Annotated in this window: 7 protein-coding genes; 5 read left to right on the top strand and 2 right to left on the bottom strand. The window is 76.0% G+C overall.

Translation table 11 applies throughout. From position 1 onward, the window contains the following. Positions 1-39: 39 nt before the first annotated feature. Positions 40-1461, bottom strand: a complete 1422-nt coding sequence (locus OG618_RS04430) for a helix-turn-helix domain-containing protein (protein ID WP_329485842.1) — start codon at positions 1459-1461, stop codon at positions 40-42. A 190-nt stretch (positions 1462-1651) separates the two neighbouring features. On the opposite strand from OG618_RS04430, the gene OG618_RS04435 reads away from it, so the two are divergent. The 5 genes from OG618_RS04435 (at position 1652) to OG618_RS04455 (ending at position 10380) form a co-directional block, all read left to right on the top strand. Further along, complete coding sequence (locus OG618_RS04435) at positions 1652-2986, top strand: M64 family metallopeptidase (protein ID WP_329485843.1); 1335 nt, start codon at positions 1652-1654, stop codon at positions 2984-2986. Between the two features lie 164 nt (positions 2987-3150). After that, complete coding sequence (locus OG618_RS04440) at positions 3151-4836, top strand: hypothetical protein (protein ID WP_329485844.1); 1686 nt, start codon at positions 3151-3153, stop codon at positions 4834-4836. Positions 4837-5007: 171 nt separating this feature from the next. After that, the gene (locus OG618_RS04445; RefSeq protein ID WP_329485845.1) at positions 5008-7770 is read left to right on the top strand and encodes a hypothetical protein; all 2763 of its coding nucleotides are present in this window, start codon (positions 5008-5010) and stop codon (positions 7768-7770) included. Then, entirely contained in the window at positions 7767-8966 is a 1200-nt protein-coding gene (locus tag OG618_RS04450; RefSeq protein ID WP_329485846.1) for a ComEC/Rec2 family competence protein, read from the top strand. Before OG618_RS04445 ends, OG618_RS04450 begins: the two co-directional genes overlap by 4 nt. Position 8967: 1 nt before the next feature. Then, the gene (locus OG618_RS04455) at positions 8968-10380 is read left to right on the top strand and encodes a hypothetical protein (RefSeq protein ID WP_329485847.1); all 1413 of its coding nucleotides are present in this window, start codon (positions 8968-8970) and stop codon (positions 10378-10380) included. Positions 10381-10500: 120 nt separating this feature from the next. Here OG618_RS04455 and OG618_RS04460 read toward each other — a convergent pair whose 3' ends face one another. Continuing rightward, on the bottom strand, positions 10501-13233 hold the full coding sequence (locus tag OG618_RS04460; protein WP_329485849.1) for a M4 family metallopeptidase: 2733 nt from the start codon (positions 13231-13233) through the stop codon (positions 10501-10503). Positions 13234-13549 lie beyond the last annotated feature (316 nt).

Here is a 13549-nt window from a genome sequence, read left to right on the forward strand (position 1 = left end):
CGCCTGCCCGTCTGCCTGCCCGTCCGCCCCCTCGGCCGCCTACCCGCCCGTCGTAGCCGGGCCGGTCGTAGCCGGGCCGGTCGTCGTCGGGCCCGCCGTGGCCGGGCCGGCCGTCGTCGGGATCGGCGGCGCGGCCGGGGCCGGGCCGAGGGTCGTGGTGCCCGGGGCGGCGCGGTGGCCGAGGCCGGTCCGGTAGACGTCAAGGGCGCGCTCCACCCGGCCGGTGCGGCGCAGCAGGTCGCCCAGGAGGCGGCAGAGGTCGGCGAGGTCGCCCGCCGCGCCCGCTCGTTCGAGCAGGGCGAGGGCATCGACGTAGTGCCGCTCGGCGGTGCCCGGGTCGTCCCGGTCCTCGGCGATGAGTCCGAGCAGCCGGTGCGCCCCGGCGGCGTGGACGGTGCCACGGTCCGGGCCGATCCGGTCGAGGAGGCTGCGCAGCAGGTCGTCGGCCTGGGCGTGCCGGCCGCGGCGGCGCAGGACGTCGGCGAGTTCGACGTCCACCTGGTGCGTGAACAGCTCCGCCTGCCGGGAGGCCAGCATGGCGCGGGCGGTGCGCAGTTCGTCCTCCGCGCGGGCCAGGTCGCCGGCCTGGGCGTGCACGTAGCCGCGCATCCAGTGGCACTTGGCCAGGTCGGAGGTGAGGCGCAGGCGCTGGTAGAGCAGCTGCGCCTTGGCGAGGGAGGCGTCGGCCTCGGCCGCCCGGCCGTCGGCGATCAGGGTGCGGGCCACGCTGCGGTGCAGCCCGGCGACCAGTGCGGGGTCGGTGGCGTCGGGGGCCAGCGCGAGGGCGAGCTCGGCGGCCTGGGCGGCGCGGGCGTGGGCGCCCATGTCCATGTAGGGGCCGATGGCGGCCGAGTACAGCAGGAGCAGCGCGTCGGGGTCGTGCAGGCCGCCGGCGTTGAGCCGGTCGATGGCGGTCTCCAGCAGGTAGCAGGCGTACCGCAGTTCGCCGGCCAGCAGGTGGGCGACGGCCCGGCCGCGGATCGCGGCGGCGCGGCGCGGCAGCGGCTCGTCGGCCAGGAGGCGCTCGGCCTGCTCGAAGTGCTCCCTGGCGTCGTCGAGGCGGCCGGCCTCCAGTGCGCAGTCGCCGAGGCCGAGCAGGGCGGCGGGGCGGACGGACTCGACGCCGTAGTGGTCGGCGCGGTCCCGGACGGCGGTGAAGCGGCGGGCCGCCTCGGCGGTGTCGCCGTCGGCCAGGGCGCTCTGGGCGTCCGCCAGGGCGATGCCCAGCTCGGTGGCCAGGTGGGCCGGCCGGCCGGTGGCGAGTTCGTCGAAGGTGACGCCGAGGCGCTCGGCCAGGTGGCGCAGCGCCGCCTCCGAGGGGTGTACCCGGCCGGCCTCGACGGTGGAGACGTAGGCGGCGGTGTAGGCGGGCTCGGCGAGCATGCGCTGCGTCAAGTGCCGCTCCCTGCGCAGTTGTCGGACGCGTCGGCCGATGTCGGCCGGGTCCTGTTCCGAGGTCATGTGCGCCCTTTCCGTCCGGTGTCGGCCCGTTCTCGTCCCGCCCTATTGTCGTGGACGTGACAGTGTCTTAGATTAACTCCCTGTTTCAGTCCGATTATCTCGACACTTAAGCACCCCCGCCGGCGTTCCGCCGCACCGTGCCCCAGCACCGCCCCCGCCCCGCCCACCCCCGCCCCTCCCGGAGGTCCCCGTGCGTCACCGCAGGCTCGCCACCACCGCCCTGGCCGGCGTCACGGCCCTGGCAGCCCTCTGCTCCTGGGCCGTCCCGGCCACCGCCGCCCCGGCCACCCCGCCGGCGACCGGCGCGCCCGTGACCGGCGCGCGAACCGGCGCCCACCAGGTCGAGGCGTTCGCCGAGGACGGCAGCATCAGCCGCGCCCGGGTGCCCGCCGCCTCGCCGTTCGTCGCCCCGCAGTCGCTGGCCGGGCCCCCGGCGGGCGACGGCACCGTCACCCCGCTGGTCAGCAACGGCAGCACCGACAGCAAGCTCGACGTGGTGGTGATCGGTGACGGCTACACGGCCGCCGAACAGCAGAAGTTCCTCGCCGACGCCGCCACCAAGTGGCAGGAGATCACCGGCGTCGAGCCCTACACGACCTACCGCTCACTCTTCAACGTCTGGGCCGTGCAGGCCGTCTCCACCGAGTCCGGCATCACGGGCGACCCGGACCGGGCCACCGTGCGGCAGACCGCCCTCGGCTCCTACTTCTGGTGCGAGGACGTCGAACGCCTGCTCTGCGTCGACACGGCCGCCGTCGACCGCTACGCCGCCAAGGCGCCGAAGGCGGACCTCGTCCTCGTGGTCGCCAACAGCGCCAAGTACGGCGGCGCCGGCTACAACGACGTGGTCTCCCCGCTCGGGTACTCCGGCATCGCCACGGTCTCGGGCGGCAACGACCGCTCCGGGCAGGTGGCCGTGCACGAGACCGGCCACTCCCTGGGCCTCCTCGCCGACGAGTACTCCTACGAGGGCCAGGGCAGCTACGAGGGCGACGAACCCACCGAGGCCAACATCACCACGCTGACCGCCGACCAGCTGCGCCGCACCCGCGCCAAGTGGTACCGCTGGCTCGGCCGGACCTCCCCCGACGGCGGCACCGTCGGCGCGTACGAGGGCGGCGGCTACTACCCGACCGGCCTCTACCGGCCCACCGACAACTCGATCATGCGATCGCTCGGCCGCGAGTTCAACCTCCCCGGCCGCGAGGCCATGATCGCCGGGTTCTACCGCTACGCGACCACCCTCAGCAGCCCCACCCCCACCACCACCCCGCTCACCCCCGCCGACCGGCTCGCCGTAGAGCTGCCCGCCCCCGGCACCCGGCTGCGCTGGTACCTCGACGGCTTCGAGCTGATCACCTGGCGCGACCGCACCGCGGTCACCCTCGCCGACCTGCCCCTCTTCGGCCCGAAGGGCCTGCGCCACCGGCTCTCCGCCGTCGCCACCGACCCGACGACGGCCGTGATCGACCCCAAGCTCCGGGCCACCCTGACCGACACCCTCTCCTGGGGCGTCCACCGCTGACGCGCCGTACGCCGTGGAGTGGGACGTCGGACCGGCCGACTCCCCACTCCGGGGCGGCAGCACGCCGTCGGGCCACCGGCACCGCCGGGACGCACGGGCCCGGGCCGCTGTGTCAGAGTGGCCCGTGCCCCGGGGCGGGGCGGGGGCGTAGGACGGTGGGGTCGGTGGGCGACGGACAGGAGCGGTGGCGCGCCGCGCAGGCGGTACAACTGCTGGGCTGGGTCGCCTCGTTGCTGCCACCGGAGGCGCACCGCCGGGCGATCGCCGAGCTGGGCGGCGCCGAGCACGTGGCCGCCGAGGCCGCGCGGGTGCGGGGGCCGGGCCACCGTCCGGCCCGTACCGACAGCGGCCCGGTGGCCGCCGGGACGGGCGGCCCGACGGCGGGGCTGCGCGCGGCCCGGTCGGTGCTGGAGTGCGACGCGGTGCTGGCCGCCGCCCCCGTGGACTGGCCGGCGCTCGCCGCCGCCCATCGCCGGGAGCCGTTCGAGCGGCGCCAGCGGCGCGCCCTGATCGCGCGCCGGGACTGCCCCGACGCGTTCACCGCCGAGCTGCTCACCCCCTGGGAGCCGGCGGTGGCGAACCGTCTGGTGGCCCGGCAGCAGGAACTGCCGCCCTGGGCCTGGCGACCGGGGCTCGCCCGGATCGGCGAGCTGCGGCCGTCACTGCTGCGCCACGTGCTGACCGGGGAGAACGCGGCCGACCTGCTGCACGCCACCCCGAGGGTCGACCTGCTGGTCGCGGCCGTCGACGGCTATGACCACAACCACCGGCAGGTCCACGGCTTCTGGGAGGCCGTCGGCGTGGCGCTGCGGGCCGGGACCGGCGCCGATCCCCGGGCCTGGCGCACCGCCGCGGAGCGGTTCCCCGGCCACCGCGGCAGCCTGCGCGGCCTGCTCCGGGGCCTCGGCCGCCCGGCAGCCGGTGCCGCCGGGCGGCCCGACCTGCGGGTTCTCGTGCAGGCGCCGCCGGAGGTGCTGGCCGCGCTGGTCGGGCGGCTCGGCGACGACGAACTGGCCGCGATGGCCGAGCACCCGTTGCGCCGGCTCCGGACCAGGGAGTACTTCGCCCGGACCGTCCTCGACCGGATCCACCGGGCGGGAGTGCCGCCCCGGGCACTCTTCGCCCGCTGGGCCCTGGGCGTGTACGGCAACGGGGACGCGACCGCGATCCGGGCCTGGCTCCACGGCCTGGACGACCGGCTGGACCAGTTCATCGACCATCTCGCCCACACGGACGCCGAGTTGCGCCGCCTCCTGGCCGAGCGCCGACCGCCGGAGCCACCCGCCGCGGACCTGCCGGCCCGGCTCCGGCGGTGCGCCGGGCCGGTCGAGGCACAGGCGGTGCTGGACGGCAGCCGCCACGCCTGCGGCGGCCCGCCGTGGGCGGAGCTGGTGCGGGCCCACGCGCGGACCCCGCTGCCCGAGCCGGTGCTGTGCGTGCTCGCCGACCGCGCCGGGTTCCCCGACGAACTGGCCCGTGCCCTGCCCCGCGAGCGGCTGACCCGACTGGCCCCGCACGGGCCCGCGACCGCCCGGGCCGCACTCGCCGACCTGCGGACGACCTCCACCGCGTCGGACCTGATCGAACGCGTCCGCCGGGCGGCGGTGCTCGACGACCGCGAACTGCTCGCCGCGATCCGGCCCGCCCGGGAAGCCCTGCGCCACGGCCACCACCTCCCCCGGCGGGCACCCGGACGCGACGCCTGGGCCACTCGCTGCGCCGAACTGGTCGGGCGGGCCGCCGAAGCGGCGGGCCCCGGTTTCTGGCGGACGGCGGCCGAGCTTCTGCCCGGCCACGACGGCTCGCTCCCCGAGTTCCTCGCCGCTGTGGGATCACTGCCGCGCACCTGATGCGCGCCGCCGGAGAGTCAACTGCTCGACGGTTCAACGTTTGAGACCGCAGTCCTTGCCCGCGGACGGTACCCCCCCCCGGGGGCCACCCCTTCTGTGGCAGAGTGGAAGGGTCGGGAGACCGACCTGGTCGTGGGTGGCCTCCTGGCGGAGCCGGTGACGAGGTCTCCCATGGCTGAGCTGAGCCAGATCCTCTCCATCGCGCCGGCGGCCCTGGCGGCCGCGGGTCTGATGGGTGGGGAGGGTGCGGGCCCGACCGGCGGAGCACTCGCGGCGCTCGACGTGCCGGAGCGGGAGCCGTGGGCGTGGCGGCTGCCGCCTGGGATCCGCACCCGGATCGCCGGGGACACCGGGCTCCAGGACGAGCTGACCCGCGCCTGGGACGAGGCCGTCGCGGGCACCGCCCCCGTCCGGCTGGCCCTGCACGACGTACCGCCCAGCCACCGGCGCCCGCTCGTCGAACGGTTATCCGCCCTGTGCCCCGCCGTCGGCGCGGTATACGTCGCGGACGTGAGCCTGGCACCGGATCCGCCCTGGCACCAGCCCCTACGGGTCGGCGCCGTAGGGGCCGACCCGGCCGGGGAACTCTTCGACGGCCTGCGCTCCGATTCGAGAATCGCGGACACCTCCACCCCCGGTGAGCCGGACGACCTCCTGGTGGTCTCCGGGGCGACCGGGCTCGCCCTGCTGGAGCAGCACCGCGACGGCGTTCGCGCCACCTGCGTGCTGTGGTGCGCCCCGCAGCCGCCCGGGCCGGCCGAACTGGCCCGGCTCGACGGCGCGGCGCGCGGTCTCGGGGCCTCCGGCTGGATCGTCGCCGACCTCTCCGGGACCGGTGCCGCCGACTGGCTCCGCCTGCTGGTCCGCGGGCTGCTCGACGATCGCCCGCTGGACGAGGCGGCGGCCCGGGCGGGCTCCTGGCTGACGGTGGCCCGCCCCGGGCTGGTCGAGCGCCGCGCGCTGTCCGACGCACTGCCGTACCCGGCCGGGCCCGGGGGAGCCAGCGAGGCGGTTCACCAGGCAGACAACATCTCACCGCCCTCGCTGCCCGCACCGGCGGAGCGGGTGACGATCCGCCCTGTCACGCGGGCCGGCGCCCTCCGACACCTCGGAGGCCGGTTCAAGCGCGCCGTCACCCCCGCCCTGCGGGTGCCCCGCCGGGCCGGGCCGGCGCCCGGCCGGCCCGATGCCCGCTTCCTCCAGGCGCTCGTCGCCGTCCGAGCGACGGGCGAGCCGCGCCGGCAGGCGTTCCTGCCCGGCGCCGTGCACGACATCCACCTCCGCGTCGGGCCCGGCAGCCCCGAATGGCACGCGGCCACCGAGGAGTTCCCCGAGGAGGGGCTCTCGTTCCGAGGAACCGGGGCGCGCCTCGTCGTCGAGTTCTACGAGGAGCGGAGCACTGCGAGCCGCCACACCTCCAAGGCGATCGTCCTGCCGGACCGGGGCGCGTCCAGTGAGGCCGTGTTCCCGGTCGCGGTGGGGCCGGACGAGCAGGAGATCCGCTGCGGCGCCCGCGTCTACCACCGGGACCGGCTGTTGCAGCGGCTGGAGCTGACCGGCCCGGTCGGAGCGGCCGACCGACCCGTCGCCGGTCGGGAGATCACCGTGCACGGCGAGGTGTTCAGCTCCCTCAGCGACAACTCCGACAGCACCGACAGCACCGACAGCACCGCCGGTACCGCGGGCACCGGTGACCACCGGGCGGCGGTCATCCGCATCGACAGCGACGACCGGGCCGACATCCGCCTGAACGGGACGAGCACCCCCGTGCGGCTCGCCGACCTCGACCGGTTCAGGGCCCTGATCCAGCAGCTCCTCACCGACGACCTCGACCGGCAGCTCGGCGCGCCGGCGACGGAACTCCCGCCGCCGGACGCCCTGCTGCGCGGCCTCGCCCAGCAGGGCAGCACCCTGTTCGACCAGTTGGCGACGCTCGGCCTGGGGAGCCTGAAGGACGTCACCTTCCTCCAGGTGGTCTCCGCCGAGGCGGCCGAACTATGGCCGGTGGAGTTCGTCTACGACTACGGCTACCCGCGGGACGGCGCCACGCTCTGCGCCCACTGGCGCGAGGCCCTGGCGGCCGGCACCTGCTCCTGTCGCCGCGGCGCCGGCAGCACCGACGGCACCGGCCGCCGGACGATCTGCCCACTCGGGTTCTGGGGCCTGCGCATGGAGATCGAGCGGCGGGTGGAGCGGGACCGGCTCACCGGCACGGTCGTCGAGCCGGACGCCACGGAGCGCGGCCGGGCGCTGCGGCCGGTCGACAGCGTGCTCTTCGCGGCGAGCGACAAGGTCCGGGCGCAGGACCGCACGGCCACGGCGGCGCTGCTCCGCACCTCGTTCGGCGCCGACGGGCTGCACACGGCGGCGAGTTGGCGAGCCTGGCGGCAGGTGGTCAGGGCCCAGGGCCCGCCCCTGCTGGTGGCCCTGCCGCACAACGCGAGCGACGAGGGCAGCACCGCCGTGCTGGAGATCGGCAAGACGAACCGGCCGAGCAGGCTCGCCGCCGTGCTGATCGACCGCCGGTACATCCTGTCCGACCGGCACGACGGCGGCACCGGCCCGGTCGTGATGCTGCTCGGCTGCACCATGGCGCAGGCCGAGGTGCGCTGGCAGAACGTCGCGGCGAAGTTCCTCCAGGAGAGCGCCCCCGTGGTGGTCGCGACCCTCGTACCGACCCTGGGCCGGCAGGCCGCCGTGATGGCGGGCATCGGGGCCGCGACGCTCGCCGACCGGGCCAGCGACGGGAAGAGCATCGGCGAGCTGGTGCGTGACATCCGCCGGCTGCTGCTCGCCCGGGGGTTCACCCTCGCCATGTCGATCGTGGCCTTCGGCGACGCCCGCTGGCTCGTCGAGAGCCCGGCCGGCAGCACGGCCATCAGCACGACCGCGAACGCGAACGCGGCCGGAACCCCTGTGGGAGGCACGCCGTGATCACCGTGCAACTGCTGCCCGCCGCACACGGCGACGCGCTGTGGATCGAGTGGCCCGGGCCGGGCGGCGAGGTCCACCGGATGCTCGTCGACGGCGGACCGAACACCACCTACCGGGCCGTCTTCGACCGCGTGTCGGCGCTGCCGAAGCCGGACCGGCACCTGGACGTGCTGGTGGTGACGCACGTGGACGCCGACCACATCGAAGGCGTCGTACGCCTCCTCCAGGACCGGACCGCGCTCGGCCTGTCGATCGGCGACGTCTGGTTCAACGGCTGGCCGCAGCTCACCCAGGACGCCGACCTGCTCGGCGCGGACCAGGGCGAGATGCTCCAGGCCCTGATCGGCAGCCAGCACCTCGCCTGGAACGCGGCGTTCCGCACGGCCCGGGTGGAGGCGCCCGCCGTCCGGGTCCCGGCCCGCGGGCCGCTGCCCTCGGCCGTGCTGCCGGGCGGCGCCCGCGTCACCGTGGTGTCCCCCGGCGGGGCGGAGCTGCTCGCACTGCGCAAGGAATGGACCAAGGTCCTCAAGGGCCTCGGGGTGACCCCCGGACGCCCCGGGGAGGCGCTGGAACGACTGGCCCGCCGCAAGGACCTGCGCGGCCTGGCCGACGACCTCCTCGGCGGCGAGCGGGTGGACGGCTCGGTCCCCAACGGATCGAGCATCGCGTTCCTGCTGGAGGTCGGCGACCACCGCGTCCTGCTCACCGGCGACGGCCACGGCGACGTCCTGGCGCGCGGTCTGACCCGGCTCCTGGCGGAGCGCGGTCCGGAGCGAGGTCCGGAGCGAGGTCCGGAGCGCGGCGCGGAGCGCGGCGCGGACCGGCTGGCGGTGGACGCCCTCAAGGTGCCGCACCACGGCAGCGCCGCCAACACCACGGACGAGCTGCTGGCGCTGCTCGCCACCCGCCGCTTCCTGATCTCGACGAACGGCGACAAGTTCAAGCACCCGGACCGGGCGGCCGTGCTGCGCCTGATCGGCACCCCGGAGCGGACCCCCGGGCCGCCGGAGCTGGTGTTCAACTACCGCAGCCCGACGACGGATCCGTGGGCCGACCCCGACCGGCAGCGGACGCTCGGCTACACCGCCGTCTACCCGCCGGACGCGCCGGGCCCGCCGACCCCGGCAGGCCCGGGAGGCCCGACAGGCCCGGCGAGCCCGGCAGCTCCGGCGGCGGGCACGACCGTGGAGGTCTGACATGGCGAAGATCGGTGTGGCCCTCTCCGGTGGCGGCTACCGCGCCACCATGTGGGGCATCGGAGCCCTCATCTACCTGGCCGACGTCGGCCGGCACCGCGAGGTGGTGGCGATCTCCTCGGTGTCCGGCGGCTCGGTCGCCAACGGCGTGGTCGCCCACGAGACCGACTACCGCGACGGCCCCGGCACGGAGTTCGCCGACCGCGTCCGCCCGTTGATCCGCCACTGCGCCCACACCGGCCTGTTCTTCTGGGGCCCGTCGACCAACGCGTACGTGCGCTCGCTGTTCGTGCTCGGCGGCGCGGCCGCCGCGGTCACGCTCACCGGGGTGGTCGTCGCGGCGGTCGACGGCGTCCGGCTCCTCTCCGGCCTCCTGCTGGTGGCCGGTCTGCTGCTGTCCGCCGGTGCGCTGCTGTTCTTCGAACGGCGCAGCGCCGTCGTGGACACGGCCCTGGCGCGGGAGCTGTTCAACCGGGACGGCGTCGCCACCGGGCTGCGCGACGTGCGGCGCTCGGTCGACCACGTCTTCTGCGCCACCGAACTGCAGAGCGGCGACCACTTCTACCTCTCGCCCGCCTTCACCTACGGGTACCGCTTCGGCACCGGCGGCCCGGGCGACCTCGCGCTGTCCACCGCGGTGCAGGTCTCGGCCTGCCTGCCGGGCGCCTTCGCCGTCCGGCGTCTCGCCGCCGCCCGGCACTACGCGGCGGCCGGTCCGAACGGGTCCGCCGCCGGTCCGAACGGCGGCGATCCCGCCGCGACCGCCGCCGAGCTGGTGCTGACGGACGGCGGGGTCTACGACAACATGGCCGACCAGTGGCTCACCGCGCTCGCGGACCGGGCCCGGCGCGCCGACCGGCCGCCCGCGCAGTACGAGGTCGACGAGATCGTCGTGGTCAACGCCTCCGCCGGGATGACCTGGCGCCCGCTCCCCCGGTCCCGGCTCCCGCTGGTCGGCGAACTGGCCGCCCTGCTGCGGATCAAGAGCGTGATGTACGACGTCACCACCAGCCATCGGCGCAACACCCTGGTGCGGTGGTCCGAGCGTCCCGCACCCGAGGGCGCCCCGGTGAGCGCGCTGGTCCACATCGCGCAGTCCCCGTACCAGGTGGCCGACGCGTACGCCGCCGCCGGGGACCGCTGGCCGGAGCGCGCCACCCGCGCCAAGGAGGTGCTGGACGCGCTCGGCGACGACCCGCGGAGCCGGGCCGCCTGGCAGGACCTGGCCCGCCGCAGCAGCGGCACCCCGACCGTGCTGCGCAAGCTGGGCGCCGACACCACCACGGACCTGCTCTTCCACGCCTACACCCTCGCCGCGTGCAACCTGCACGTCCTGCTCGGCCACCCGCTGCCCCCGACCCTGCGGGACCGCCAGTACTTCGCCGACCTCGTCGGCCGCCGGGCCGAGCCGTGACCGGACGCCCGGCCGACCGAGCACCCGGCCGGGCGGGGGCGGGCGGGCGGAACCACCCGGCCCGGCGGCGGGCCCGCACGAAGGGTGCGGCCCGCCGCCGGGCACGGAGTGCGCGGAGGGTCAGCAGCCGCCGGCCGGCCGGTCGCGGACCACCAGGTCGCTGCGGCCGGCGGTGGCGTCCACCCAGACCACCCGGGTGCCCTGCTCGGCGGCGGGCCGGTACTGGCCGCCGCGGTTGCAGGAGACCCGCTCCGGCGTGCCGCCGGCGAGCGGCACCTGCCAGAGCTTGGGCAGCGCGGCGTTGCTCCACTCGCCCCGCTGCTCGTCCGTGCCCACCTGGTAGGTGACGGCCCGGTCGGAGGCGGTGAGGGTCCCGTTCGACGGGGCGTTCGGCCCGTCACCGGACACCACGTCGGTCACCCCGGAGCCGTCCACCGCGCCGGAGCGGATCGAGGTGCGCCTGCCGCCGTCGCCGGAGGTCTCCGTCCAGACCAGCCGCCCGCCCGTGAGCAGGGCCGGTCCGACCTTCGCCTTCGAGGCCGGCACCACGTACTGGGCGGTGACCTTGCCGAGCGCGATCGAGTAGACGGTCGGCGCGTAGACGTCGGCTCCCTGGTCGCCCACCCAGCGCTCGGTCCAGCCGAGGACGCCGTCCTTGAGCGTCACGCTCAGCACGTCGTGGCCGGCGGGCAGCGGCAGCGGCACCGCCGGTCCGCCGTCGTGGGAGAGGAACACCCGGTTCAGGTTGACGCTCGGGTCGCTCGCCCGGAACGCGATGTCGCCGCCGGACACCCGGACGTCGGCGGGGAGCCGCGACGGGGAGGAGTAGAGGGTACGGACCGGGCCGCCGGCCAGCGAGCGGGTCAGCACCTCCATCTTCCAGCTGTCCTGGCCCTGGCCGCCGAGCGAGATCCACGCGGCGGACGTGCCGTCGGTGGCGGGGTAGCCGTGCGCGCGCCCGTCCTCCGGGCTGAGCCGGGTCGGGCCGCCGCCTCCGGTGATCGGGCCCGTGTACAGCGCCTCGGTGGCACCGGGCCGCTCGGCGCTGGCCATCACCCAGCGGCCGGCCGCGACCGCCGGGGCGCCCGTCCCGGTGATGCCGCGCAGCAGCGTGCGGCTGTCCGCGCCGATCCGGCTCTGCCAGCCGGCCCGGATCCCGTGGGCGTCGAACGCTCCGGCCACCGTCCGCAGTTGGGCCCGGCTGAGCCCGAGGTCCTGGCCCGCGGCGAGGACGGCGTTGCGTCCCGCGACGAAGTCGTCCAGCGGGGTGAGGTAGGCGGCGAGCGCCCGGTAGATCACCCGGTCGGCGGTGAGCGGGTCCAGGGTGCGCCGGATGTCCCAGAGCGCGCCGCTGAAGATGGTGGAGTTGAGGTGCACCCCGCCGCTGTCGACGTCGGTCGGCACGCCGAGGTAGTCGTCGACGGTGGTCCGGTGGTTGTCCAGCCGCCGGCTCCCCGCGCAGGCCTCCGGGGTACCGGTCCGGCAGAGGTTCTCGCCGAGCAGGCCCGCCTTCGGGTCGGTCATCGGGATGCCCCGGGCGGTGACCTCGATGGCGTTGCCGAAGTAGTCCGCCAGCGCCTCGTCCATCGCGCCGGTCTGGCCGGCCATCAGCAGCCCGGCGGTGTTCTCGACGACACCGTGGGTCATCTCGTGGCCGACCACGTCGAGTGCGACGGAGAACGGGCGGAACTTGTCGTCGCCACCGCCGTAGACCATCTTGGTGCCGTCCCAGGACGCGTTGGCGAGCGGCTCGCCCCACGCGGTCGCGTTGACCACCGAGACGATCGGGCCGGCCTTGCCGTCCAGCCCGTCCCGGCCGAGCCGGTCGCGGTAGAAGTCGTAGACGATACCGGCGTTGACGTGCGCGTCGGTGGCGCCGACGGTGCCGGTGGCGGCCGGGAAGTCCGGACCGGGCGCGTGGACCACGGCGAGGTCGGTGGGCAGCCCCCGCCCGACCCCACCGCCGGCCGCGTCGTAGGTGGTGACGGCGGCGGGCCGGGTGAGGTCGCTGAACTGGTAACTCCCGTCCGGAAGGCGGCCGATGTCCACCTTGACCGGGCGGCCGAAGAAGTCCGGCGCGGTGCCGGTGGCGGGCTCGACCCCGGCCGCCGCCCCGGTGGCGGTGCCCTTGGCGGCGCCGGTACCCGTGGTGCCCCCCGGGGCCGAGGAGCGGGAGTCGTGGACGAGGGCGACCACCCCGAGGTTCGCGTCCACGTAGACCTCGCGGGCCTGCCCGCCGCCTGCCGGGTCCGCGGCCCGCACGGTGAAGTGCCGGGCCAGCCGGCCGGTGCCACCGGGCACGACCACCGCACCGTGGTCCTCCACGGTGGCCCCGGCCCGGGCGCCCGGGTCCTTGACCTCGCCGAGCGCCAGGTCGCGCAGCACGGCGGCGGGGACGGTGGCCGTCGTCGGCGCGGTGAGCCCGGTGAAGTACTTGCCGCCGACGGACTCGACCCGCTGACCGGCGCCCTCACCGGTCAGGTGGACCAGGTACTGCGCGCCCAGCACGGGCACACCGCCGTGGTACTGCTGGAACCTGACGGTGCTCCGGCCGTCGGCGCCGCGCTCGGCGGCGACCTCGGTGAGCTGCCCCGGGTCGATCCGGTAGCGCTCCGGGTGCGCCGCGAGGTGGGCCCGGGCGGCGTCGGCCGGGCTGCCCGGCGCCGACTCATGAAGACCGGTGACCAGTTGCGGGGTGGCGGTCTCCTGGCCGTCCACCAGCGTGGGGACGGGATCGGTGTCGGCGGCCGGCGCGGCCGGAACGGCCAGCGCGGCCGGTGCGGCGAGGCCGAGGCTCAGAACGGCGGCCAGGCCGGCGCCGAGCGCCTTGGGCGTGCGAGAGCGTTGGTGCACTGCGGTCCTCCCGTGGACAGCGGAACGGATGTCCGTGACACCTACGCGGGCCACGGCCGATGACGGCTCGTCAGTCACCCACGGACTCTTCGCCGTCGCGGAGTTGACGGCAGGCCGGAGGACGCGCGGGCCACGCGGGCCCCGCGGCTGACGATCACCACGAGAACCATAAGTCGCCGGACACGATATGTCGATAGACGGTATATGCAGTCCTCCAGAGGGAGGCGCACGCACCGTGCGCCGCCGGATTGACTCGTTCGGGCGACATCGGCGGCACCGGCGGATGGAACCGGGCGCGGTGGGTAGTCCCGCTGCG

Source organism: Kitasatospora sp. NBC_01246 (genome assembly GCF_036226505.1).
Lineage (GTDB): Bacteria > Actinomycetota > Actinomycetes > Streptomycetales > Streptomycetaceae > Kitasatospora.

Excerpts from the sequence above, each read along its gene's own strand:
- OG618_RS04430 (WP_329485842.1), bottom strand. The coding sequence starts at position 1,461 with ATGACCTCGGAACAGGACCCGGCCGACATCGGCCGACGCGTCCGACAA.
- OG618_RS04445 (WP_329485845.1), top strand. The coding sequence starts at position 5,008 with ATGGCTGAGCTGAGCCAGATCCTCTCCATCGCGCCGGCGGCCCTGGCG.
- OG618_RS04455 (WP_329485847.1), top strand. The coding sequence starts at position 8,968 with ATGGCGAAGATCGGTGTGGCCCTCTCCGGTGGCGGCTACCGCGCCACC.